The 19276-nt window shown below is 70.1% G+C and carries 16 protein-coding genes and 3 pseudogenes; 3 read left to right on the forward strand and 16 right to left on the reverse strand.

Features of this window, described 5'->3' with window-relative positions; all coding sequences use genetic code 11:
- Positions 1–136: 136 nt before the first annotated feature.
- The 10 genes from OG245_RS35935 to OG245_RS35980 all read right to left on the reverse strand — a co-directional run bounded on the left by OG245_RS35935 (position 137) and on the right by OG245_RS35980 (position 11278).
- Positions 137–424 (reverse strand): muconolactone Delta-isomerase, encoded by a 288-nt coding sequence (locus OG245_RS35935; RefSeq protein WP_219613403.1) that lies wholly within the window; start codon positions 422–424, stop codon positions 137–139.
- A gap of 84 nt (positions 425–508) precedes the next feature.
- Positions 509–2023: an aldehyde dehydrogenase gene (locus tag OG245_RS35940; RefSeq protein ID WP_371627520.1), complete on the reverse strand. Its 1515-nt coding sequence runs from the start codon at positions 2021–2023 to the stop codon at positions 509–511.
- Positions 2024–2081: 58 nt separating this feature from the next.
- Positions 2082–3179 (reverse strand): ABC transporter ATP-binding protein, encoded by a 1098-nt coding sequence (locus OG245_RS35945; protein ID WP_371627521.1) that lies wholly within the window; start codon positions 3177–3179, stop codon positions 2082–2084.
- Positions 3176–4198 carry an ABC transporter ATP-binding protein gene (locus OG245_RS35950; RefSeq protein WP_371627522.1) on the reverse strand — a complete coding sequence of 341 codons (1023 nt, stop codon included), beginning with the start codon at positions 4196–4198 and terminating at the stop codon, positions 3176–3178. The genes OG245_RS35945 and OG245_RS35950 overlap by 4 nt, the downstream gene beginning before the upstream one ends.
- A gap of 14 nt (positions 4199–4212) precedes the next feature.
- Complete coding sequence (locus OG245_RS35955; RefSeq protein ID WP_371627523.1) at positions 4213–5160, reverse strand: ABC transporter permease; 948 nt, start codon at positions 5158–5160, stop codon at positions 4213–4215.
- A 19-nt stretch (positions 5161–5179) separates the two neighbouring features.
- Entirely contained in the window at positions 5180–6130 is a 951-nt protein-coding gene (locus OG245_RS35960) for an ABC transporter permease (protein WP_371627524.1), read from the reverse strand.
- Between the two features lie 13 nt (positions 6131–6143).
- Entirely contained in the window at positions 6144–7778 is a 1635-nt protein-coding gene (locus OG245_RS35965; RefSeq protein WP_371627525.1) for an ABC transporter substrate-binding protein, read from the reverse strand.
- A complete protein-coding gene (locus OG245_RS35970) occupies positions 7775–9382 on the reverse strand; it encodes a phytoene desaturase family protein (protein ID WP_371627526.1) in 1608 nt (535 codons plus the stop codon). The genes OG245_RS35965 and OG245_RS35970 overlap by 4 nt, the downstream gene beginning before the upstream one ends.
- A 44-nt stretch (positions 9383–9426) precedes the next feature.
- Positions 9427–10410 (reverse strand): membrane dipeptidase, encoded by a 984-nt coding sequence (locus OG245_RS35975; RefSeq protein ID WP_371627527.1) that lies wholly within the window; start codon positions 10408–10410, stop codon positions 9427–9429.
- A gap of 127 nt (positions 10411–10537) precedes the next feature.
- Positions 10538–11278 carry an aspartate/glutamate racemase family protein gene (locus OG245_RS35980; protein WP_371627528.1) on the reverse strand — a complete coding sequence of 247 codons (741 nt, stop codon included), beginning with the start codon at positions 11276–11278 and terminating at the stop codon, positions 10538–10540.
- 339 nt (positions 11279–11617) lie between these two features.
- On the opposite strand from OG245_RS35980, the gene OG245_RS35985 reads away from it, so the two are divergent.
- Positions 11618–12388 (forward strand): transposase family protein, encoded by a 771-nt coding sequence (locus OG245_RS35985; RefSeq protein WP_371627529.1) that lies wholly within the window; start codon positions 11618–11620, stop codon positions 12386–12388.
- Positions 12389–12580: 192 nt separating this feature from the next.
- Complete coding sequence (locus OG245_RS35990) at positions 12581–13024, forward strand: nuclear transport factor 2 family protein (RefSeq protein ID WP_371627530.1); 444 nt, start codon at positions 12581–12583, stop codon at positions 13022–13024.
- A gap of 30 nt (positions 13025–13054) precedes the next feature.
- On the opposite strand, the pseudogene OG245_RS35995 reads toward OG245_RS35990, so the two are convergent.
- The 3 genes and pseudogenes from OG245_RS35995 to OG245_RS36005 form a co-directional block, all read right to left on the reverse strand.
- Positions 13055–13920: pseudogene (locus OG245_RS35995) on the reverse strand (IS5 family transposase).
- Between the two features lie 104 nt (positions 13921–14024).
- The gene (locus OG245_RS36000; RefSeq protein WP_371627531.1) at positions 14025–14795 is read right to left on the reverse strand and encodes a transposase family protein; all 771 of its coding nucleotides are present in this window, start codon (positions 14793–14795) and stop codon (positions 14025–14027) included.
- A 40-nt stretch (positions 14796–14835) separates the two neighbouring features.
- A pseudogene (locus tag OG245_RS36005) lies at positions 14836–15745 on the reverse strand (IS5 family transposase).
- A 36-nt stretch (positions 15746–15781) separates the two neighbouring features.
- On the opposite strand from OG245_RS36005, the gene OG245_RS36010 reads away from it, so the two are divergent.
- Positions 15782–16411, forward strand: coding sequence for a class I SAM-dependent methyltransferase (locus OG245_RS36010; protein ID WP_371627532.1), 630 nt, complete (start codon positions 15782–15784; stop codon positions 16409–16411).
- Positions 16412–16502: 91 nt separating this feature from the next.
- Here OG245_RS36010 and OG245_RS36015 read toward each other — a convergent pair.
- The 3 genes and pseudogenes from OG245_RS36015 to OG245_RS36025 form a co-directional block, all read right to left on the reverse strand.
- Positions 16503–17036, reverse strand: a pseudogene (locus OG245_RS36015) (IS630 family transposase); the annotation flags it as partial.
- 153 nt (positions 17037–17189) lie between these two features.
- The gene (locus OG245_RS36020; protein ID WP_371627533.1) at positions 17190–17915 is read right to left on the reverse strand and encodes an IclR family transcriptional regulator; all 726 of its coding nucleotides are present in this window, start codon (positions 17913–17915) and stop codon (positions 17190–17192) included.
- Positions 17916–18501: 586 nt separating this feature from the next.
- On the reverse strand, positions 18502–19164 hold the full coding sequence (locus OG245_RS36025; protein WP_371627534.1) for a GntR family transcriptional regulator: 663 nt from the start codon (positions 19162–19164) through the stop codon (positions 18502–18504).
- Between the last annotated feature and the right edge of the window lie 112 nt (positions 19165–19276).

Genomic DNA, 19276 nt, shown 5'->3' on the forward strand with positions numbered 1-19276 from the left:
TACGGGCTCCCTTCTCGTACGGGAAGACCGGTCGCGGCCGCCCGCGGGACCGCCGGGCCGTCCCGGTGGACCCGTGCGCGCCGAAGTGCCCGTGCCGCTGACAGGCACGGCCAGGACGGTCAGCCGTGACACCGCATCAAGCCGCCGGCCCCGGGTCGACCGGGTGATCGGCCAGGGCGTGCACCGTGACGTCCATCCAGGGCCAGACCGGCAGCGACGAGATGATCGTGTGGAGTTCGGTGGGGTCGGCGGCACGCCACAGTCCCCAGTTCTCGGTCCGGCCGGGCACCCGCCACATGCGGACCAGAGACCCGGACGCGGCGAGTTCAGCGGCACGGCGGCGCTCGTCGTCGGAGACCTCCGCTTTGACGTCGGGGTCCATGGCCTCGGGCCAGGTGATCCGGATGTTGACGAGAAATTCCATGGGGCAGGTCCTGTTCCTGAGACGGGGGATTCCGGAGGGCGGGCCGCGGTATCGGGCGGCCCGGCGGGGGAGGGCGGGCTGTGGTCAGTCGCCGAACGGGTCGGCCGGGGTGCCGTGTTCGGTGATGACGGACTTCGTCTGGAGGAACTCGGTGACGGCCTCGACGCCGTTCTCCCGGCCCAGGCCGGACTGCTTGTAGCCGCCGAACGGCACGCTCCAGTGCAGCAGCCGGTAGGTGTTCACCCAGACGACGCCCGCCTCCAGCCGTCGAGCCACCCGGTGCGCGCGGGCCGCATCGCGGGTCCAGAAGCCCGCGGCCAGGCCGTACTCGACGGAGTTGGCGAGGGCTACCGCCTCGTCCTCGGTGTCGAAGGGGTGCACGGTGACGACCGGGCCGAAGACCTCCTCCCGGCAGACCGCGAGATCGGGCCCGGCGTCGGCCAGCACGGTCGGCTCGTACCAGAAGCCCGCCCCGGCCGGCGCGGCGACGGTGGCCCGCTTTCCGCCGGTGACGGCCCGCGCGCCCTTCGCCAGGGCGTCGTCCACATATCCCTCGATCCGTTCCAGAGCCACTGCCGAGGCCACCGGCCCGACGTGGGTACGCGGATCGAGGGGGTCGCCGACCCGCAGCCGCCCGACCGCCTCCCCGTACCTGCGGAGGAACTCCTCGTACACCTCGCGCTGCACGAGGACGCGGGAGCCCGCGACACAGGTCTGGCCTGCCGCGGAGAAGGCGCCCTGCCGGGCCGCGAGGACGGCCGAGTCGAGGTCGCCGTCCGCGAAGACGATGTGCGCGGACTTGCCGCCGGCCTCACAGACGTAGCGCTTCATCCGCTCGGCCGCGCGCGCCCCGAGCGTCCGGGCGACGGCGGTGCTGCCGGTGAAGGTGACCATGGCGACGTCGGGGTGCTCGGTGAGGCGGCGGCCCTCCTCGGCGCCGCCGATGACGACGCCGATCACCCCGGGCGGGAACCCCGCCTCCAGCGCCAGTTCGGCCAGGCGCACCGAGGAGGCCGGGGCCTGCGGCGGCGGCTTGAGGATCACGGTGTTGCCCGCGGCCAGCGCCGGGGCGAGTTTCCAGGAGCCCAGGGAGAGCGCGCCGTTGAAGGGCGTGAGCGCGGCGACGACGCCCAGCGGTTCCTGGGTGATGAGCGCTCTCGCCGTGCCGCTGAGCGGACGTGAGACGTCCTCCATGGTCTCCGCCACGGCCGCGAAGTAGCGGTACCAACGGGCCAGGGCGCCGACCTCGCCCCGGGTGGCGGTGAGGGGTTTGCCGTTGGCCCGGGTCTCCAGTGCCGCGAGTTCCTCGGTATGGGCGACCAGCACATCGCCGAGTCGGTGGAGCAGGTCGGCGCGGGAGTGGGCGGGCAGCGCGCCCCAGGACGGGGCGAGGAAGGCGGTACGGGCGGCGTCGACGGCGGCGTCCACCGCGTCCGGGTCCTGGTGCGCACGGGCCCAGACCTTCCCGGTCGCCGGGTCGGTCAGCGGCACCGCCGTGCCGGCCGGCGCGCGCCGGGCACCGCCCGTGTGGGAGGTGTAGTCCTCCACGGCCGGCAGGCTGTCGGGAGCGTTCTCGGAGGTGTTGCCGGGGGTGTTCATGGAGCGGTGGTCCTTTCCGAGGACGGGATTTCCGAGGACGGGATTTGCTGGGAAGGGTTTACGGCGAAGGGGTTCGCGAGGAGACGGCTTCCGGGGGCGGGCCGGTTCGGGACAGCGCGGCCAGCACCTCGGGGGCGTCGGCGTGATGGCAGGCCAGGGTGTGTCCGGTGGCCCCGGCGGCGACGGTCGGGGGCGGCGCGCCTTCGCGGCAGACCTCGGTGGCGAACGGACAGGAGCGCTGGAAGCGGCAGCCGGGCAGCGGATCGGCCGGGTCCGGGGGTTCCGCCCTGGTGCGGATCTCGCCGCGGAGGCCGGGCGCCCGGGGGTCGGGCACGGGCACGGCCGCGAGCAGCGCGTGGGTGTAGGGGTGGCGGGGCGTGGAGAACACCTCGTCGCAGGGGCCGCTCTCCATGATCAGACCGCCGTACATGACGATGACGTGGTCCGAGATGTGCCGCACCACGCTCATGTCGTGGGAGATGAACAGGAAGCTGACGTCCTGTTCGCTGCGGAGGTCCTTGAGGAGATTGACGATCTGGCCCTGGATGCTGACGTCGAGTGCGGAGACGATCTCGTCGCAGACGATGAAGCGGGGCTCGACCGCCAGGGCGCGGGCGATGGCGGCGCGCTGGCGCTGACCACCGGAGAGTTCATGGGGATAGCGGTCGGCCAGCTCCGTACGGAGGCCGACCTGCGCGAGGAGATCCTCGACCCGCTCCCCGGTCTTCTCCCGGGGCGTCGTCCGGTGGACGGAGACGACCTCCCGGATCATCGCCCTGATGGTCATCCTCGGGTTGAGGCTGGCGTACGGGTCCTGGTAGACGATCTGGGCGAGCCGGGGCAGCGCCCCCGCGCGGCGGATCTCGTCCAGGGGGCGGCCGTGGACGCTGACCCGGCCGGAGGTGATGGGCGAGAGGCCGACCAGGGCGCGCCCGGTCGTGGTCTTCCCGCTGCCGCTCTCGCCGACGATGGTGACGATGCTGCGGGCGGGCACGGTGAAGGAGACCCCGTCCACGGCGTGCGCGGTGCCGGTGACCCGGCGCAGCACCCCGGTACGGAGTGGGAAGTGGACGCGGAGGTCGATGACTTCGACGGCGTCGGTGTCGTTCTCGGGTGGTCCCGAGGTGGTGGGGGGCAGGGCGTCGGCGGCGTTCATGCGCGCTCCTCTCGGTGGTCCGCCCCGACGAGGACCGGTGCGGTGCAGGGGCAGCGGACGAAGTGGCCGGAGGTGGTGGAGGCGAGGGGGAGGAGGTCCGGGACGGCGTCCTCGCAGCTCGCGCGGGCGGCGGTGCACCGGGGCTGGAAGGCGCAGCCGGGCGGCGGTGCGGCGGGGTCGGGCGGGAAGCCGGGGATGGCGGGCAGGCGCTCTACCCGTTCGCGGTCCATCCGCGGAACGGACTCCATCAGCGCTTGGGTGTACGGGTGGCTCGGCCGGTCGAACAGCGCGGTGGTCGGGGCCGTCTCCACGATCCGGCCCGCGTACATCACCGCGATCCGGTCGGTGACCCCGGCGACGACCCCGAGGTCGTGGGTGATGAGGATGAGGGCCATCCGGAGGTCCTTGCGGAGCCGGTCGATGAGCTGGAGCACCTGGGACTGGATGGTGACGTCGAGGGCGGTCGTGGGCTCGTCGGCGATCAGGACCTGGGGTTCGCGGCTGATGGCCATGGCGATCAGAACGCGCTGGCGCATGCCGCCGGAGAGCTCGTGCGGATAGCTGCGAAGCCGTTCGCCCGCGGCGGGGAGGCCGACGAGGTCCAGGAGCTCCGCGCACCGGGAGGCGGCCGCCCGCCGGCTGAACCCGTCGTAGTGGATGAGGGGCTCTGCCATCTGCCTGCCGATGGTCATGGCCGGGTTGAGCGCGGAGAGCGCGTCCTGGGAGACGAGCCCGATGCCGGAGCCCCGGACGGTACGCATCTGCCGGGGAGTGAGCGCGGTCAGGTCCTTGCCGTCGAAGGTCACCCGGCCGGAGATCTCGACGCCGGCGGGGGCGAGCATCCGCAGGACCGCCAGCATGGTCTGGCTCTTGCCGCAGCCGGACTCGCCGACGACGCCGAGCGATTCGCCGGCGGCGACGCTGAACGAGACGTCGCGCACGGTCTCCAGAGGGGCGTCGTCGCCCTGGTCCTGGCCGCGGTAGGCGACGTTGAGGTGTTCGACTTCCAGTACGGTCACGGTGACGTCTCCCTCTAAGCCAGTTTGATCTTCGGGTTGAAGTACGCCTGGAGCACGTCGACCAGGAAGTTGATCAGTACGAACGCGATGGCGATCACGAGGATCCCGCCCTGTACGAGGGGGATGTCGCGGGCGGAGATGGCCTGGTGGAGGGCGAGGCCGATGCCGGGCCAGGAGAACACGGTCTCGGTGAGCACCGCGCCGCTGAGCAGGAAGCCCGCCTGCAGGCCGATCACCGTGATGACGGACGGCATGGCGTTGGGGAGCACATGGCGCACGATCACCCGGAACTCACCGACACCGCGTGAGCGGGCGGTGCGGACGTAGTCGTTGCCGATGACCTCCAGCACCGAGGAGCGGGTCATCCGGGCGATGACCGCCAGCGACCACGCGGCGAGGGTGATCACCGGCAGCACCATGTGGGCCGCCACGTCGAGGGCTCCACCGCCGCCGATGGACGTCATCCCGGTGGCGGGAAGCATCCTCGACTGGAGCGAGAAGACGATGATGAGCACCAGCCCGAACCAGAACGACGGTACGGAGTTGAAGAACAGGACGCCGACGGTGAGGCTCCGGTCCCGGGGCGAGCCGGGCTTCTGGGCGGCCCAGGTGCCGATGGCGACGCCCACGACCGCAGCGACGACGATCGCGGTGCCCGACAGCAGCAGGGTGTTGAGCAGCCGGTCGGACAGAACTTCGGAGACCGGCCGGCCGAAGGAGAGCGACCGGCCCAGATCGCCGTTGAACAGGCTGCTGAGGTAGGTGAAGTAGCGGGAGACGGCCGGTTGGTCCAGACCGAGGTCCTCGCGGAGCGCCTGGCGGTCGGCCTCGGAGGCGGTGGGGCCGAGCAGGGCGCTGGCCTGGTCGCCGGGGATGATCTGGCCGAGGCCGAAGGTGGCGATGGTCACCCCGAGGACGACCGGGAGCATGTGCAGCGCGCGGCGCAGCGTGAAGGTCAGCATGGTGAATCTCCAGGGCTGTTCATGACCGGCTCCACCGGGTCCGCAGGGTGCGTCCGCCGCCGCGCACGGCCCGGGACGTGCGGCTGCGCGGGTCGAGACGGTCGCGGATGCCGTCACCGAGCAGGTTGAACCCGACGGCGAGCACGACGATCGCGAGGCCGGGGATGGTGGCGACGTGCGGTGCGGTCACCAGCAGGGCGCGCCCGCCGCTGAGCATCTGGCCCCAGTCGGGGGTGGGCGGCTGTGCGCCCAGTCCGAGGAAGGCGAGGCTGGAGCTGAGGATGACGTTGCGGCCGGTCTGGAGGGTGGCGAAGACGACCACGCCGCCGAGCAGGTTCGGGGTGATGTGGCGGAAGGCGATGCGCAGATGGCTGTAGCCGAGGGCGCCGGCGGCCTCCACGTACTGCTCCTGGCGCAGGGCGATGACATTGCCGCGGACGATCCGGCCGAACTCGGGGACGGTGACCACCACCATGGCGATGACCATCGAGGTGACGCCGGGGCCGAGGGCGACCCCGATGCCGAGGGCGAGCAGGATCCCGGGGAAGGAGAACATCACGTCGAAGACGCGCATCAGGGTGCTGTCGAGCCAGCCGCCGACATAGCCGGAGAGCAGTCCGAGGCAGCCGCCGATGGCGAGCGCCACCAGGGTCGGCACCACGGCGACCAGCAGGGCGAGCCGGGTGCCGTACATCAGCCGGCTGAGGATGTCACGGCCGACCTCGTCGGTGCCGAGGAGGTGGCCGCCGCTGAAGGGGCCGAGACCGATGGACGAGGGGTTGGTGGCGAGCGGGTCGTCCGGGGCGATCAGGGGCGCGAGGAGCGCGACGATGATCGTGGCGGCGACGATGGTGCCGCCGATGAGGGCGGTGGCGTTGCCGGAGCCCAGCAGTGCGCGCAGGCGGGTGCGCCGCCGAGGGGGCGCGGCCCGCACGGCGGCGGGGCGGGGTGGTGCCGCAGTGGCCTTCATGGCTGTGGTCTCCTCACCGGCGGCGGATGGTGGTGTAGTCGATGTAGACGGATGCGGCGGGCACGACCCCGTCGACCTTCCGGCTCAGCAGTCGGGGCAGCCGGTCCTGGTAGAGGAAGACCCAGGGCGCGTCGGCGGCGATGCCGTCGGCGGCTTCCCGGTAGAGCGCCGTGCGGCGTTCCGGGTCGGGTTCGCCCCTGGCGCGGTCGAAGAGGGCGTCGACGTCCCTGTTGCGGTACCAGCCGCGGTTCACACCGTCGGGCGGATGCAGTTCCCCGCTGAACATGCGCTCCAGGAAGTCGGCGGCGTCGGCTCCGGTGGTCCATCCGTTGAACGAGCCGTGGGTCGTGTCGTTGTAGCCGTTGCCCTCCTCGGCGACGAGTGAGGCGAACTCCATGTACTGGGTGTTCAGGCGGACGCCGACCGCTTTGAGGTCCTGTTGGACGAGGGACATGATCTCGGTGGCCTGGGAGAAACCGGGGCCGCTGTCGGGTGCGAGCATCCGCAGCGTTACGGGGGTGGGCACGCCGCTCTCCCGGATGAGCCGGCGGGCCTCTTCGGGGTCGTAGGTGTCCGCGGCGGCCCCGGGGCTCTCCTGGTACGCCTCGTTGCCCCGGGGCAACGGCCCGGTGGACGGGGCGACCTGTCGGCCGGTGAGGGTGGCGATCGCCCGGCGGTCGACGGCGTGGTTGAGCGCCCGCCGGAAGACGGCGTTGTCGGTGGGGGCGATCTTGGTGTTGAGGCGGATGAAGTACTGGTTGGCGGGCTCGGGGTACTGCACGGTCATGGTGCCGCCCTCGGCGAGCTGCTGGACCTGCTGGGCCCCGGCGCTGAGGATCGCGTCCACCTCACCGGTCTGCGCGGCGATGGCGAGCGTGGTGGGGTCGGTGACGGACTCCACGATGATGGAGGGGGTCCTGGGGGATCCGCCCCAGTAGGCCGCGTTCCGCTTCAGCGTGATGCGTTTGCCGCGATCGGCGGACTGCTGGGTGAAGGGGCCGGTGCCGACGGGGTTCAGGCCGATGTCGTCGGGCCGGTGGGCGCGGAGCGCCTTGGGGCTGATGATCGACATCCGGCGGTCGGTGAGCACCCGGGGGAGCCCGGCGTACGGCTCGGTGAGTCCGAGGACGACCGTGTGCGGGTCGCGGACGCCGACCTTCTCGATCCAGCGGGTCAGGAACTTCATGTTCCCGGCGGCCGCCGGGTCGTGGAAGGCGGAGCTCTCGTCCATGATCCGGTCGAAGTTCGCTTTCACGGCGGCGGCGTCGAAGGGTGAGCCGTCGGCGAATTCGACCCCCTCGCGGAGCTTGAGGGTGTAGGTCCGCGCGTCCGGTGACGCCTGCCAGGATTCGGCGAGCGCGGGCCGGAGTTCGGGAGCCCGGGCCGTCTCGGTGCCGAGGTCCTCGCGGATCAGCGGATCGAAGAGGGCGTCGATGACCCGGAGCACCGGGGTGCCGGATGCGCGGTGCGGATCCAGGGTGGGGATCTCTCCCTCGGCGCCGATGATCAGGGTCTGCTCGTCGCGGCCGAAGGACGGGTTGGCACTGCAGCCGGTGAGCAGGACACCCACGACGGCCGTACAGCCGACCGTCCGGCGGAGTATTCCTGTGCGTGGGCGCTGTGGCCCAGTGCGGCGCGAAAGCCTCATGCTTGTCGCCTTTGCTCGTGGTGAAGGTCGTGGAGCACCGCTTGGGCCGTGTTCCTGCCGGGTGTTCCGGTGATGTAGCCGCCGGGCCAGGTTCCGGCGCCACTGACGTAGAAGCCCTTCAGCGGGGTGCGGTAGCCGGCGACCTCGGGGTGCGGGCGGGCCCCGAAGAGATTCCCCGGCAGCATGTCCCCGTGGGTGATGTTGCTTTCCGGAAGCCCCAGTTCGCTCTCGATCTCGACCGGATTCATGAACCGGTGATCGACGACGCGGTCGGCGAGTCCCGGCATCAGCCGGGAGAGTTCCTCGACGCACCGTCGGCCGAAGCGCTCGGTGCGCTCGGCGTCCCAGGGCCCGTCGTGCGGACGGTAGGGGGCGTGCCAGGCGTTGACGCTGATGAGATGGGTGTTCCCGGGAGTGAGGCCGGGCGAGGTGAGGGTCGGTATCAGCCCCCACATCAGGGGCTGTTCGCTGGCGTGGCCCCGCAGCGCCCGGGAGACCGACTCCTCGATCTGCCCGAGCGAGGATCCCACCCGGAACTGGCAGGCCCGCACCTGCTCGGGATCCGCGTCCTCGGGGAGCCCCGCGTAGGCGGGCAGCGAGTCCACCTCCAGGACGACCTTGAACGCCGATCCGCGCATCGCGGTGCTCGTGACCTCGGCCCGGATCTCGGGCCCCATCGCCGCGTCGTCCAGCAGATCGCGGAAGAGGTGGACGGGGTTGACCGCCGACACCACCCGGTCGGCGGTGAACTCCTCGCCGGACGCGGTGACCACGCCCCGGACCCCGGCGTTCCCGTGCAGGACCCGTACCACCGGGGAACCGGTGCGCAGGGTGACGCCGTGGGCGCGGCAGCTGTCCTCCAACGCGTCCACGATCGCGCTCATCGACCCGACCGGGAGACCGGTGGAGCCGCGGAGCGCGACCCGCTCGGCGGCGTCGCCGGAGTGGGGTGCGCCCCCTGCGGCCAGGGCGAACGGGCGCATCATCAGTCCGACGGCGCTGCCGGGCGTCGAGGGCGGTACGAGCTGGGCGTTCAGCGCCAGCAGGGCGAGCAGCGCCTTGGCCTGGTCCGACACGAGACGCTCGTCGAGCAGCCCGGTGAGGCTGCCCTCGAAGACGGCGGTGAAGAGCTTGTGCTCCTCCGGGTCGGTCAGCCGCTCCCGGAGGGCACAGAGCGCGGGCGGGGGGTCGTCGAGGGAAACCCGCAGGCTCGCGCCGAGCCGTTCCAGACCGTTGATCAGCTCCCGGTAGCGGTCGGCCTCGCCCGGCGCGAAGGCGTCGAGCTGCCGGTCGACGCGGGCGGGGTCGCGCCAGCCCAGGAAGCACCGGCCGTCGAACTGCTGGACCACGGTCGGGTCGGCCCGGACGAACCGGAGACCGTGGTCGGCGAGCCGGAGTTCATGGACGACCCGCGGGTTCAGCGACCCGGGCGAGTTGGTGAAGGCCAGGCTGCGGCCGGGCAGGAACTCGTATCCTCCGCAGGGTCCGCCCAGGCGCTGACGGGCTTCGACCACGGCGACGCGCAGTCCCGCCCGGCCCAGATAGGCGGCTGTCACCAGCCCGTTGTGCCCGCCCCCGACCACCACGACGTCAAACCGGTTCATGCCCACCGCTCCTCTCCGTGTCCACGCCGTCTTCCCGGCGGCCGTCAGTTCCGGGGATCGGCCACGAAGCCGGCGTCGAACATGCGCAGCCAGTTGCCGCCGGCGATCCGCTCGACCTCGCTCTCGCTGAACCCGCGCTTGCGCAGGTGCTCCAGGACGATGGCGTAGCCACTGCCCGCGGCGAACCATTCGGGGAACTCGACCGGTCCGGAGATGGGGACCATCGGCTTGCGGCTCCAGCGCCCCTGCCGCCACCAGTGGAGTTCTTCGTCGCCCTGGCCGGCGTAGTAGTCGGATCCGAGCCCGACGTGGTCGACGCCGATGAGGTCGACCGTGTAGGCGACCATGTCGCAGAATTCGTCGATGGTGCAGCCGACACCGTTGGGAGCGATGCGCGGGTACATGCTCAGGCCCACGACGCCGCCGGATTCTGCTGCCTTCTTGAGGACGGTGTCGGATTTGTTGCGGAAGGCCAGCTCGACGTTCTCGCCCACGAAGGCCCGGGGGTTGGCGTGGGTGATCGCCACGGGCCGTTCGGACGCCTCCAGGGTTTCGAGGGAGGTGCGCTCGTTGCAGTGGGAGACGTCGATGAGCATGCCCACCCGGTTCATCTCCCGGACCAGATTGATTCCGTAGGTGCGGGAGAGGCCGGCGTCGTCGCTCTCCCAGCAGCCCGCGCCCGCGGAATTCTGCGTGTTGTAGGTGAGTTGGCAGATCCGCACTCCGGCCTGGTGGAAGGCTCCGACCAGGTCGAGGTCGTCCTCGAAGGGGCTGCTGTTCTGGAACCCGAGGATGACGGCGGTACGGCCGTCGTTCCCGGCCGTGCGGACGTCGTCGGCGGAACGGCCTTCCGTGAGGAGGTCGCTGTTCTCCGCGAGCAGCCGCTGCCAGCGGCCGACCTCGCGCATGGTCTCGGTGGAGTCCTCCCAGATGGCGACGGTGGCGTGGACGCCGGCTATGCCGGCGGCGTGCCACTCCTCGAAACGCTCGCGGGCGGGCTTGACGAACTGCAATGCGTCTACCAGCACGTGCTTTCCTCTTCGCAAGTGAGCCGGGTGGACCGGGCGAGCTGACGGCCCGGCCGTGCGACTCGGTGTGGACGATGGGGTGCGGTGGGCGTGGCCACCGCCGTGCGGTGGTGCGTTCGGTCCGGTGTCAGACCTCGCGGCCGACGCGGCCGACGTGGCCGAGGCGGCCGAGCTGGGGGATCTCGTCGCGGAGGCCCAGGGTGCGCAGGGCGCTCCAGAGAGAGGCCTGATTGCTGGTCACCACCGGGCGGCCGGTGTCCATTTCGAGGTAGGGCAGGATCTCGAAGGTCCGGTAGGTGCCGCAGGAGATCAGCAGCGCGTCGGCGTCGGGGGCGGCCTTGTGCAGCCTGCGACCGAGCCGGTAGGCGCTGTCCGCGTCATGGACGCTGGCCTCGTAGGGGTCGGTCATCTGGAGCCCCTCCATCACGGGCACCTCGAAGCCGACGGCGGTGAGGTACGCGCGCAGCGCCTCGTTGACCTCGTCGGTGTAGATGCTGCCGACGGCGACGGAGGTGGCGCCGACGGCGCGCAGGGCGTCGACGGTCGCCTGCATCATGGTGATCGCCGGGATCCCGGTCTCGGCCTTGATCTCGTCCGTGACCTTCTCGTCCGTACCGGGGCCCGGGATGAAGGTGCCGGGCGCGCCGCACTGCACGATGAGGTCCACCTTCGCGGTGGCGAGCTGCCGGGAGGCTTCGAGCACCTGGCTCATCATCTCGCGCAGGCCCGCGGCGTCGACGCGGGGAACGATGGTCCGGGCGTCGGCGAAAGCCACTCCGGTGGGCGCGACCGAGCGCCATTCCTCCGCTCCCTCGATCGCGGTCGCCGGGCGGATCTGTCCGATTCGTGCACGCCAGCCGAGCATCATGGGGCATTTCTCCTGAGATGAGCTGTAGATACGGAAGGGTGGGGTGTCGAGCGGGCTCGCAGTGGCTTGAAATGGTGCATGGATTCTTGCTGCGCGAACGTCGCCCGTACAGCGGCGAAGGTCCTGCTTCTCTCGGCGATCGGCCGAGGTCGGCGCTGCCATCGCGCAATCTGGGACAGTGGACCAGATCGTTTGGGACAATGTACCTACGCGTTTTGGTCAGGTCAATGGGTAGGTTTTTGGCTCGAAGAGGCGCTGCCGGACGTGCGGCGGCGGCACGGCGGCCCGCAGGGCCCTAAAGGTTGTTGCGGAACGTCTGGGATAGGGCATTCCTCTTGTATGGGTGGGGTGTTGCGGGCTGAGCCGTTGTGGGTGGAGACGTTCACCGGTCTGCGGATGGGCCGGTTCGAGAAGTTGGTGAAGGCAGTACGGGAGCGGGGAGGGAACGGTCCCGGTGGAGGGCGTCCGTGGTGCCTGCCGCTGGCGGAGCGGGTCCTCCTGGTGGCCGTCTACTACCGGGCCAACCTCACGATGCGCCAGCTTGCCCCGCTCTTCGGCTGTTCCCCGGCCACCGTCTGCCGGGTCATCCATCGCCTGCGGCCGCTTCTTGCGCTGGAGCCGGCGCCGCGGCCCGTCGCGGATGTCGAACGGTTGTGGATCGTGGACGGAACCCTGGTCCCGGTCCGCGACCGTACGGTCGCCGCGTCCTCCCGCAACTACCGGTTTTCGGCGAACGTGCAGGTCATCATCGACGCGGACAGCCGCCTGGTGATCGCCTCAGCCCGCCCCGTCCCCGGGAACAAGGCCTACGCCCACGCCTGGCGGGAGTCGGGCCTGCCCGCCATCGCGGCCGGGACAACGGTCATCGCGGACGGTGCCTACCTGGGAACCGGACTGATCGTCCCGTACCGCAGAAGAGCCGGACGCCCACTCCTGCGCGGCCAGGAGGAGGACAACGCCGAACACCGACGCGTCCGCGCCCGCGTCGAGCACACCTTCGCCCGCACGAAGAACTGGGAGATCCTCCGCGACTGCCGCCAGAACGGAGACGGACTCCACCACGCCGTCCAAGCCGTCGCCACCATGCACAACCTCGCCATGACAGACTGAACCAGCAGGTCAAACACCACGCCGACCTGTCCACACCCACCCTTCTGCAACAACCTTTAGGCCGTGTATCGAAAGTGGATCCTGGTGATCTGCTCGCCTTATGTCCGAGGTAATCGTCTCTGCGTGCCCATGCTGGCAGGGTTGGTGATCCGTCCGCGTCGGAGGACGCGGACCAGGACGGAGAGGTCAGTCATGTCCATAGCCACACCGGCCAACACGCGCACCGTGGTTGAGGAGTTGTTGCGCAGAATTGGCGAGGGCAACCCCGAGCGCATCGCCGAGATGTATGCCGAGCAGGGTGACTGGAAGCTCGACTGGCCGGAGGCCGAGCACGGCCGTACTGCCACGCCGTGGATCCGCCACCGGTATACCCGGGCCGACGCGGCCGCCCACTATCGCGAGCTTGCCGAGCACCACGTGCCGGAACATGTGGCAACTGAGGTTGAGCGCATCCTTGTCGACGGAAGCGACGCGGTCGTGCTGGGCGAGATCCGTCAGACCGCCCGGCCCACCGGACGTGCCTACAAGGCGCGCTTCGCTCTGCATATCACCGTCGCAGACGGCCTTGTCACCCGGCACCATGTCTACGAGGACAGCCTGGCCGTCGCCCAGGCATTCGAAGCGAAGGATCAGTGAAAGACCACCGGCCATTCGCGAAGGCGCTGCTCACAGCCACTCGTTGATGGTCGCGACGAGGACGGTTGCCTCGTAGCGGACCGCCAGTTTGTCGAAGCGCGTGGCGACAGCACGGTGCCTCTTGAGGCGGTTGATCCCCAACTCGACCGCGTGAAGTCGGCGGGGTCGAAATGGGGCGGCCGGCCGCCACGAGAGCCAAGCTTCCGACGGTTGCGCGCCTGGTCGACCTTGTCAGGGATGGTGCAGCGGATCCCGCGCCGCCTCAGGTAGGCGCGGTTTCTGCGAGAGGCGTACGCCTTGTCGGCCCGCACCCGATCGGGACGGACGCGTGGTCGGCCCGGCCCGATGCGCGGCACTCGGACCTTATCCAGCACCGGCTCGAACTGCGGCGAATCCCCGCGCTGCCCGGCCGTCACCACGATCGACATGGGCTTCTGGCCCTGTTCAACGGCCAGGTGCAGCTTGGTGGTGAATCCGCCGCGTGATCTTCCCAGCCCGTGATCACGGGGCTCGGCGAAAATGCCGCCCGGTGGTTCCTTCTGCAGGTCGCCCTGCTTGCGAGCCCCGGCTGCATGCTGATGGGCACGGCAGACAGTGGAGTCGACGCTCAGGTCCCACACGATCTCCCCTTTCGCGTTGGCCAGGGACTGGAGCCGGGTGAGGATCCGCTGCCAGGTGCCGTTCCGCTGCCATCGGCGGAACAGGTCGTAGATCCGGCTCCACGGTCCGTACTCAACAGGGACATCGCGCCATGGAACTCCGGTCCGGACCCGGAACCGTATGCCGTCGATCAACTGCCGCCGAGGCCAGACCGGCGGCCGTCCCGACCTAATACCCCTCGGCAACAACGGCTTCAGCGTTGCCCACTGCTCGTCCGTAAGATCTCTCCGTCCCATGAACCGTGATCATCACAACTCAAGATCCAGTTTCGATACACGGCCTAAAGGTTGTTGCAGAAGGGTGGGTGTGGACAGGTCGGCGTGGTGTTTGACCTGCTGGTTCAGTCTGTCATGGCGAGGTTGTGCATGGTGGCGACGGCTTGGACGGCGTGGTGGAGTCCGTCTCCGTTCTGGCGGCAGTCGCGGAGGATCTCCCAGTTCTTCGTGCGGGCGAAGGTGTGCTCGACGCGGGCGCGGACGCGTCGGTGTTCGGCGTTGTCCTCCTCCTGGCCGCGCAGGAGTGGGCGTCCGGCTCTTCTGCGGTACGGGACGATCAGTCCGGTTCCCAGGTAGGCACCGTCCGCGATGACCGTTGTCCCGGCCGCGATGGCGGGCAGGCCCGACTCCCGCCAGGCGTGGGCGTAGGCCTTGTTCCCGGGGACGGGGCGGGCTGAGGCGATCACCAGGCGGCTGTCCGCGTCGATGATGACCTGCACGTTCGCCGAAAACCGGTAGTTGCGGGAGGACGCGGCGACCGTACGGTCGCGGACCGGGACCAGGGTTCCGTCCACGATCCACAACCGTTCGACATCCGCGACGGGCCGCGGCGCCGGCTCCAGCGCAAGAAGCGGCCGCAGGCGATGGATGACCCGGCAGACGGTGGCCGGGGAACAGCCGAAGAGCGGGGCAAGCTGGCGCATCGTGAGGTTGGTCCGGTAGTAGACGGCCACCAGGAGGACCCGCTCCGCCAGCGGCAGGCACCACGGACGCCCTCCACCGGGACCGTTCCCTCCCCGCTCCCGTACTGCCTTCACCAACTTCTCGAACCGGCCCATCCGCAGACCGGTGAACGTCTCCACCCACAACGGCTCAGCCCGCAACACCCCACCCATACAAGAGGAATGCCCTATCCCAGACGTTCCGCAACAACCTTTAGGGCCTGTCTGACAAATGATTACCCCGTGGACTCGCGGAGCCAGAGGATCAAGGAAGCGAGGACAACTCCGGCACGGTAGCGGTCGCCGAGCTTGTCGAACCGGGTCGCGATCGCGCGGAACTGCTTGAGGCGGGCGAAGCATCGTTCGACGACGTTGCGGTCGCGGTAGGTGACCTTGTCGAAGGCCGGCGGCCGGCCGCCGAGGGCCCCGCGTCGGTGGCGGTTCGCCGCCTGGTCGCGGCGCTCGGGGATCGTGGCAGCGATGCCCCGGCGCCTCGGCAGATGGCGGATGGCCTGCTGGAATACGCCTTGTCACCCAGCACACGGTCCGGTGTCGTGCGCGGGCGGCCCGTGCCGAGGCGCGGGGTGCGGATGCCGTCGAGGACCTGGCCGAACGCCGTCGCGTCGTTGACGTTGCCGGGCGTGAGCACAATCGACAGGGGCAGGCCCGGCCATCGACGGCGAGATGGACTTTGGTGGTCAGTCCGCCTCGGGAGCGGCCGAGGGCCTGGCGCGCCTGCGAGCGGCCCAGATCTTCCAGTTCGTCCCCGTTCACATCCCCTTTTTGCGGGCGCCGACTGCGTGCTGGTGGGCTCGGTTGATGGTGGAGTCGACGGAGACGGTCCATTCCACCTGGCCCACCGCGTCATCGCGGACCTGAACGTGCTCCAGCAACCGTGCCCAGGTGCCGTCCGCCTCCCAGCGGGCGAACCGCTCATAGGCGGTCTGCCACGGCCCGAACCGGTCGGGAAGATCCCGCCACGGAGCCCCGGTCCGCAGCCGCCACAGCACCCCGTTGACCACCTGCCGGTGATCACGCCACGGACGGCCCCGTCCGTCCACCTGAGGCAAAAGGGGCTCTATCCGCCTCCATGCCGCATCCGTCAACTCACCTCGACCTGCCACAAGATCAATTATCAGACCGGCTATAGAGTCCTGCCCGTGGCGAATCATCAGGACGAGACCAGGACCGCCTACGACGGTGTCGTCGAGCTGTACGCATCGCTGTTCGCAAACCGGCTGGAAACACAGCCTTTCTCCCGGGCCATGATCGGCACCTTCGCCGAACTGGTGCGCGCGACGGGCAACCTGCGGACAGCGGACGTCGGGTGCGGGCCCGGACATCTGACAGCCATGCTGCACGAACTCGGCCTGGACGCCTTCGGACTAGACCTTGCCCCCGGCATGGTCGACCACGCCCGGCAGGCCCATCCGGCGCTGCGCTTCCAAGAGGCGCGGATGGAATCCCTGCCGATCGAGGACGCCGCGCTCGGCGGCGTACTGGCCCACTACTCAATGATTCACACCCCTCCGGGGGAACTACCGGAGCTGCTCGCCGAACAGGTACGCGTCCTGGCACCGGACGGTCTGCTCCTGGTCTCCTTCTTCGGGACCGACGGACACGAACCGGTCCGGTTCGACCACAAAGTGGCGCCCGCCTACAGCTGGCCGGTGAATCGCCTATCCGAACTGCTGGGCGATGCTGGGCTCGATCCCTTCGCCCGGCTGCTCCACGATCCAGCCTCTGATCGGGGCTTCCTCGACGCCCATCTACTGGCCCGCCGTTCGTAGCCACCACCCAGTCCCCCCAGCCGATCGGCGCACCTCCGGATTGCCAGCTCAGCCGAATCTCGCTGATCAGATCGGAATTGTCAGACACCCCCTAGTGACCTGAGTCAGAGATTCGTTGGCAGTAGCTGGCGACCTTGTCGAGGATTTCGTCGGCGGTCTTGGTCCAGATGAAGGGCCGTGGGTGGTCGTTCCAGTCCGCGACCCAGGCCCGGATGTCGCGTTCCAGTGCTTGGACGGAACGATGGACGCCGCGTTTGAGCTTCTTCTGCGTGAGCTCGGCGAACCATCGTTCCACCAGGTTCAGCCAGGACGAACTGGTGGGTGTGAAGTGCAGGTGGAATCGGGGGTGGGACAGCAGCCACTTCTTGACCGCCGGTGTCTTGTGGGTCGCGTAGTTGTCGAGGATCAGGTGCACCTCGAGGCCGGCCGGCACTTCCTTGTCGACCTTGGCCAGGAACTTCTTGAACTCAGCTGCCCGATGGCGCCGGTGCAATGGGCCGATGACTTTGCCGGTCGCCACCTCCAGAGCCGCGAACAGGGTGGTGGTGCCGGCACGGATGCAGTCGTGGCTCCGGCGTTCCGGGACGCCCGGCATCATCGGGAGCACGGGCTGGGACCGGTCCAGGGGCCGCCCCTCGGTCAGGCGAGCCCGACGCCCGGTATGCCGATTCGGCGCAGGGCTCGGCCGTCGGGCGGCCCCGTCGGCAGAGGTGGCGGTCCCGCCGACCGGGCCGGAGGCCCGGCCGGTCGGCCGCGGAAAGGTATCAGGGGGTTCGGATCAGGCGGGCTGGCGCCAGCGGATGGCGATCTGGGCCGCGGCCGACTGGAGGAGCGGGACCAGGTCGGCCATCCGCTGGTCCGCGAGCCGTGCTTCGGGGCCGTAGATGCTCAGTGCCGCCGTTACGGTGCCCTGCGTCCCGATGGGGACGGCCACCCCGCACCCGCCCATGATCCACTCGCCGCGGCTGAAGGCGTAACCGTGGTCGCGGGCGGCCGCGACCCGGTCGGCGATCTCCGCCGCGTCCGTCGCGCCGGTCGCGGAGACATGCTCGCCCACCAGGTGCTTCAGGTGGTCCTCGGGCAGCATCGACAGCAGTACGCGGCCCGTCGCGCCGGAGAAGAGGGAGTAGGGCCGGCCTACTCCGGTGATCAGCCGGAGCGGCTGGGAACTCTCCACCTCGTACACCGTCACCCGGCGCCCGTCCACCACGGCCGAGACGCACGCGGTCTCTCCCGTCGCGGCGGCGATGCGGGCCGTAGCCTCGGAGGCGGCGCTCACCAGGTCGCTGTTGGCGGCGTGTCGCCAGGCCAGGGTGAGCGCGGCCGGCCCGATCACGTACTTGCGGGAGTTCTCGTCGACGACGGCGAGCCCGACGCGCTCCAGCGAGGCGAGAATCCGCTGGGTGGAGCTCTTGCTGATGTCCAGGTCCCGGCTCAGTTCCCGCAGCCCGCGCGGCCGATCGGCCTCGGCGATCGTCTTGAGCACCAGCAGGGCGTGGTCCACGATCTGCACCGTGCTCGCGGGCGGCCTACGCTTGCCCGCCGTGCCCGCCGCCGGCTCATCGGACGACGAGGGAGTCTCCGTAGGCTCCGGCCCCTGTTCGTTCACCATCGGGCCGGTCCTCTCCCTGGGGAAGCAGGGCCCGGTGCGGGGTACGCCCGCAGGGCGGCCCCGGACCCTGTCCGCGCGTTGCATGAATGATCGCTCGCGATTATCACACAGTGGCCACACCCCGTCATCCACGGCGACACTCGTCGGCCGTCGCGGCGGTGAGGCGGTGGGAAGGCCGGCCGGGGCTCAGCGCTGTGCGGCCCCTCTCCTGCGGGCACCGGCCGTGTGCCTGCGGCGGTCCCCGGACGGCCTGCATCCGCTCGTGCCGGCGGCTGCGCGGGGCGAGGATGGCACTGGCCGCGTCCTTCGGGATCGAGCCTTCTGTCCGCTGCCCGCTGCCCCGAAAGAGTTCGAGATGGCTCGGAGCGCTGACGCCGAGCCCGCCGAGCAGGCCGTCGCACAGGCGAACGAGGCGGTCAGGCAGAAATACCCCCTCGCGGACGTGTCGAACATGACGATCGTCGAGGGCGAACGGGGGTCACTGCCCTTGCTGGGCGGCCATGACGTGATCGCGGGCGCCTTCGACATGCGCGACGATCACGCGGCGCAGCGCTGCGGAGTCACGGTCGCGCAGGGCGTCGACCATACGCTGGTGCTCGTCGTCGATGCGTTCGAGGTCGTGGCCCGAGCGCACCCAGCGTCGGCTGTACGGCTCGACGAGGTGCAGCAGTTGGTCGACGAAGCGCAGCGTGAGCCGTCGTTCGGACAGGGCGTAGACGCGCCGGTGGAACTCGTAGTTGAGGGAGGCCCGGACGGCGGCGTCGGCACCGCGGCGGCACATCTCGTCGGCGATCTCCTGGAGTTCGTCGATGTCGCGGTCGCGGCAGCCGCGCACGATCTCCTCGGCCAGCGGCGGTTCCATCTGGAGGCGTAGTTCGAAGAGTTCGGCGATCTCGCCGTGGCTGAGCTGCGCCACGAGCATGCCGCGCTGTGGCTGGACCTCGATCAGTCCTTCGGCCGCCAGCGTGTGCAGGGCCTCGCGCAGCGGGATGCGGCTCACCTTCAGCTCGGTCGCGAGCTTTTCCTGTACCAGGCGGGTGCCGGGGAGCAGCCCGCCGTCGCGGATCGACGCACGTAGCCGTTCGGCGATGACGGCGGCGCCGTTCCTCGTGCTGCTGGGGGTCCGGGCTGGTCGGGTCACCGCCTCACTCTATCTCTTGTGCACCGCCGCAGCGGCTGTATACATTCACCCCACTCGCAGCGAATGTATACAGACGCTGCGATGTCGTGTTCGCGTTGCCAGGAAGCCACCA

This window comes from Streptomyces sp. NBC_01116, from assembly GCF_041435495.1.
Classification (GTDB): Bacteria; Actinomycetota; Actinomycetes; order Streptomycetales; family Streptomycetaceae; genus Streptomyces.

Bases quoted from the DNA above. Each gene is read 5' to 3' on its own strand.
- OG245_RS35935 (WP_219613403.1), bottom strand. From the start codon at position 424: ATGGAATTTCTCGTCAACATCCGGATCACCTGGCCCGAGGCCATGGAC.
- OG245_RS35940 (WP_371627520.1), bottom strand. From the start codon at position 2,023: ATGAACACCCCCGGCAACACCTCCGAGAACGCTCCCGACAGCCTGCCG.
- OG245_RS35945 (WP_371627521.1), bottom strand. From the start codon at position 3,179: ATGAACGCCGCCGACGCCCTGCCCCCCACCACCTCGGGACCACCCGAG.
- OG245_RS35955 (WP_371627523.1), bottom strand. From the start codon at position 5,160: ATGCTGACCTTCACGCTGCGCCGCGCGCTGCACATGCTCCCGGTCGTC.
- OG245_RS35960 (WP_371627524.1), bottom strand. From the start codon at position 6,130: ATGAAGGCCACTGCGGCACCACCCCGCCCCGCCGCCGTGCGGGCCGCG.
- OG245_RS35965 (WP_371627525.1), bottom strand. From the start codon at position 7,778: ATGAGGCTTTCGCGCCGCACTGGGCCACAGCGCCCACGCACAGGAATA.
- OG245_RS35970 (WP_371627526.1), bottom strand. From the start codon at position 9,382: ATGAACCGGTTTGACGTCGTGGTGGTCGGGGGCGGGCACAACGGGCTG.
- OG245_RS35980 (WP_371627528.1), bottom strand. From the start codon at position 11,278: ATGATGCTCGGCTGGCGTGCACGAATCGGACAGATCCGCCCGGCGACC.
- OG245_RS35985 (WP_371627529.1), top strand. From the start codon at position 11,618: ATGGGTGGGGTGTTGCGGGCTGAGCCGTTGTGGGTGGAGACGTTCACC.
- OG245_RS35990 (WP_371627530.1), top strand. From the start codon at position 12,581: ATGTCCATAGCCACACCGGCCAACACGCGCACCGTGGTTGAGGAGTTG.
- OG245_RS36000 (WP_371627531.1), bottom strand. From the start codon at position 14,795: ATGGGTGGGGTGTTGCGGGCTGAGCCGTTGTGGGTGGAGACGTTCACC.